Genomic DNA, 4,343 nt, shown 5'->3' on the forward strand with positions numbered 1-4,343 from the left:
CGCGCCCTTCTCCCCTGAACGGTTCCAGCGCCGCATCGTCCAGCGACTGCACCTGCTGTCGCACAAGCCGGATGTTCGGCTCGGCGTCCACACGTTCGCTCATGTTGCGGGCAAAAGCCTCGCGGTCTACGGCAAGAGCCTTGCCCGCAGGCACACGGCAAGCATCGGCAGCTTCCATAAACTGACTGCCCAGAGCGCGCATTTCGGCCTTGAGCAGCCCCACGCCCGAAGTTGGCTCGTCCGAACGCAGGGAGTTGGAGCACACAAGCTCCGCCAGATGGTCGCTGACGTGGGCTGGCGAACGGAACAGGGGTTTTTGCTCGAAAAGCTCCACCGCATGTCCGGAGCGGGCCAGACGCAAAGCGCATTCGCAACCGGCAAGGCCGCCGCCCACCACGGCTATGGACAATTTTTGCATATATTCTCCTCTGCGGGCAGATTGTAAGAAAAAAAGGCTTCTGGCAAGCATGAGAGCAATAATCAATAACACGTTATTTTTTATATCGAAATTCATATTCACAAGTTCGCCACGGTACGGCTGCCTTTTTTGCATGCCCCGGGCGCTCTTCCCATCGTCATTTAAAATGCGTATTGTCGAGGGGTTATTCTAACACGGGTAAATGCATGGTCAAGTCGTCCAAAACCCTCATAGCTATCGTTGTTCTTACGGCGCTTTTCACCGCGCTGCTCATAGTGGTGCGCGAGTACACCGTGGAAACAACGCGCCACCTCTCGCAGGACCTCACCACCCGCCTTGCTGAAGTAAGCCTGCGCGTTGCCGATGACTTTGAACACAGCATTGAAAACAAGCTCAATGAATTACAGGAGATTACCAGCTTTCTTGCTCAGGAAGACTGCCTGCCCCGCAAGGACTGCGTGCTGCACTATGCGCCGCTGTTACGTGCCGCCGGTCTGAAAAGATTTGCCATCATCAGCCCGGATGGTCAGGGCTTTTGCTCCATGACGGGCCTTTCCATTGATATTGAGCAAAGCAGCAAAAAAAGCCTTTTTGAGCGTGCCCTTACTGGAACAGCCAATATCGCCGCCGTGCCGGACGGCAAAGGCAGCAAGCTTGCCGTGGCGCTGCCCATACAACGCGATGGGAAAATTGTGGCTGTGCTGATTGGCGAGCTTGAAGACGGGCCGATGAAAAAAAGCCTGTTTACCAGAGCGTTTAACGACAAAGTCTGTAATATGGTCTTTGACGGCAACGGCCGCATGCTGTTTTCGGCCGCGCCGCCGGGCAGCCTTGACAGGCTGTTTCCTCAGATGGCTGAAAAAGGGCTGCCCGCCTCACTGCATGAACACCTTCAGCCCATTTTTTCCGCCACCGCGCCCAGAACAGACAGCCTGGTAAGGGACAACCAGCACGCCTACTACGTTACCCACGTGCCGCTGCCACAGTACGGCTGGCAGGTGGTCTCGCTGCTTCCGGAAGAAGTGGTCAATGATCTGGTGGACAGGCAAAACGACATTACCACCACCCTGGCCTGGCGGCTTTCCATCCTGGCCGGGCTGCTGCTGATCCTCATCATCGGTGTCATGCAAAGCTATCACCGTACCATCCACCATCAGCAGGAAGACTACCGCTCCATCATCGCAAGCATATCCGGCGGCGTTATCAAGTTCGGCGGGCTGCACGGCAAATTCCAGTTCATCAGTCCCAATTTTCTCAGAATGCTCGGCTATCGCAAGGACGAGTTTGACCAGCGCTTCGGCAATGACTTCGCCCTGTCCATTTTTGAGGCTGACCGGGAAACCACCCTCCGCACCATGCAGCAGCAACTGGAAGAGGGAATTCCCATTGATGTGGAATACCGCACCAGCGCCAAAAACGGCTCCCTTATCTGGCTGTACCATAAAGGGTCACCGGTTCAGGCCGGGCCAGGCCAGACGTATATCCAGAGCATTGTCTTTGATATTACCCACAACAAAGAAGCCGCACAGGCCAAACGCATTTCAGACGAGCGCTATCAGTTCATTCTGGAGCAGCACGACATCATTATCTTTGAGCAGAACCTCATTACCGGCAACTTTTCCTGTTCCGCAAAATGGATGCAGACCTTCGGTCATGTGTTCAACATTCTTGAGCCGGATCCCGAACAGGGGAAAATTCCCGTGCATGCAGACGACCAGGAATTGCTTGAAGATTTTCAAAAGCGCGTCCACAAGGACATGTATGAGCATAAAAAACAGGTTGAGCTGCGCCTGCGCGACACCAGCGGCCTGTACCACTGGTACCGCATTGAAGCCTCAAGCCTCCTCAGCGCCCAGGGAAAACCCATATATTTCATCGGCATCATCACTGATATCGACCGGCAAAAAACTCTTGAACTGCGTCTGCGCACCCAGGCCACGCGCGACAGCGCCACGGGCATGTTCAACAAGCGCGCCACGGAGCAGGCCATTTCGCGCTTTTTGAGTTTGCACAACGGCTCAAACATCGGCGTCTATGCCATGTTCATGATAGATTTTGACAACTTCAAAAGCATCAATGACAGGTTTGGCCACACCGTGGGCGACAAGGCCATCTATCAGATGGCCCAGATCATCCGCCGCAATTTCCGCAGCAGTGATATTGTGGGCCGTGTGGGCGGCGATGAGTTTCTTGTTTTCTGCACCGAAACCATGCCGCTTTCAAAAATACATGAAAGAGCCGCGACCCTGGTCAGGCAGTTGCGCCTTCAGTGCGGCCAGGGCGAAGACGACCAGCCCCTTACCGCCAGCGTGGGCGTCTCCTGTCACCCCACTGACGGACACGATTTTCTTGAACTGTACCAGCATGCCGACATGGCTACCTATGAAGCCAAAAGACGGGGCCGCAACCAGTGCGTTTTTTATGCGGAACTGACCGCTGGCGAACAACAAAGCGCGCGCGACACCCTTTTCCCCGACGAGCAGTGATGCCGCACAGATGCCCGCATGCCAAAAAGCATGCCGACAGGTGTATTCCATCAGAAAAGCCCGCGAAACGCGGGCTTTTCTGATGGAATACCGACAGCCAGAATCTTTTGCGCAGGACTTGCCCTACAGGCGTTCCACCACTTTATCGCCCATGGCTGCGCAACCGAGCAGTTCCTTGCCGGGTTCCATAATGTCGGCAGTGCGAAAACCGTCGGCCAGGGCCTTGCGCACGGCCTTTTCAATGTGGTCTGCCTCTTCGGCCATATCAAACCCCAGACGCAGCATCATGGCGGCCGAAAGAATGGTCGCCAGGGGATTAGCCACATCATGGCCCGCGATATCCGGGGCGGAGCCGTGTATCGGCTCAAACAGGCCCGGCCCGTCAGCCCCGGTGGAGGCGGAAGGCAGCATGCCCAGAGAGCCGGTGATGACCGAAGCCTCGTCCGACAGGATGTCGCCAAAGATATTGCCTGTCAGGATCACATCAAACTGCGAGGGGTCGCGCACAAGCTGCATGGCGGCATTGTCCACATACATGTGGCTCAATTCCACATCGCTGTATTCCCGGTGGACTTCCACGACCACTTCTTTCCACAGACGCGAGCATTCCAGCACATTGCTCTTCTCCACCGAACACACCTTGCGTCTGCGCTTACGCGCCGTTTCAAAGGCAACCCTGGCGATGCGGCGGATTTCTTCCTCATTATACAGCATGGTATTGTAGCCGGTGCGCAGGCCACCGCGCATTTCAATGCCGCGCGGCTCACCGAAGTATACGTCCCCCGTCAGTTCGCGCACCACCACAAGGTCAAGCCCTCTGGCCGCGATGTCGGCCCGCAACAGGCAGGCTCCCGCAAGCTCGGGGAAAAGTATGGCCGGGCGCAGGTTGGCAAACAGGCCGAGTTCTTTGCGGATGCGCAGCAGGCCCTTTTCAGGCCGCAGTTCCTGACTCATGCCATCCCATTTGGGACCGCCCACCGCGCCCAGATACACGGCATCGGCATTGCGGCAGAGCCGTACAGTTGCCTCCGGCAAGGGATCGCCCGCAGCGTCAATGGCCGCGCCGCCGATCAGGGCAGTCTCGAAAACAAAGCTGTGGCCGAATTTTTCAGCCGTGGCCTCCAGCACCTTGACGCCCTGGGCTACTATTTCCGGGCCGATACCGTCGCCGGGCAACAGGCAGATAGTCTTTTTCATGAAACATCCTTGAATATATTTGATCATCTTCGGGAACGCCCTGCCTTTCGCACGGCTCCTTCCCCGATTCAGGCTCTTTCTCGCCCCGGCGGGCCTGCCCCGCACGGATTGCGCCTGTGAGAAAAATACCTTCTCAAAGCACTGCGGCGTTCGCCATGAACTGACCAGTGCAGGCAAGCCGCGCGTGCGTCCTCGTGGCGGACATCTGCCCGCGCAGCAGCCAGGGCAGTCTTGCGGCGCAT

3 protein-coding genes are annotated in these 4,343 nt (G+C 56.8%); 1 reads left to right on the forward strand and 2 read right to left on the reverse strand.

All coding sequences use genetic code 11. The features are described 5' to 3' along the window. Nucleotides 1–418: FAD-dependent oxidoreductase (locus V6C07_RS10730; protein ID WP_333536478.1), on the reverse strand; the 418-nt coding region annotated here is incomplete at its 3' end. Between the two features lie 206 nt (nucleotides 419–624). Here V6C07_RS10730 and V6C07_RS10735 point away from each other — a divergent pair. Continuing rightward, entirely contained in the window at nucleotides 625–2,904 is a 2,280-nt protein-coding gene (locus tag V6C07_RS10735) for a sensor domain-containing diguanylate cyclase (protein WP_333536479.1), read from the forward strand. Between the two features lie 123 nt (nucleotides 2,905–3,027). Here the strand turns inward: V6C07_RS10735 and leuB are convergent, their stop codons facing one another. Further along, entirely contained in the window at nucleotides 3,028–4,101 is a 1,074-nt protein-coding gene (gene leuB, locus V6C07_RS10740) for a 3-isopropylmalate dehydrogenase (RefSeq protein WP_333536480.1), read from the reverse strand. Between the last annotated feature and the right edge of the window lie 242 nt (nucleotides 4,102–4,343).

The organism is Desulfovibrio sp. 1214_IL3152 (assembly GCF_036763055.1).
Taxonomy (GTDB): domain Bacteria; phylum Desulfobacterota; class Desulfovibrionia; order Desulfovibrionales; family Desulfovibrionaceae; genus Desulfovibrio.

Bases quoted from the DNA above. Each gene is read 5' to 3' on its own strand.
- V6C07_RS10735 (WP_333536479.1), top strand. From the start codon at position 625: ATGGTCAAGTCGTCCAAAACCCTCATAGCTATCGTTGTTCTTACGGCG.
- leuB (WP_333536480.1), bottom strand. From the start codon at position 4,101: ATGAAAAAGACTATCTGCCTGTTGCCCGGCGACGGTATCGGCCCGGAA.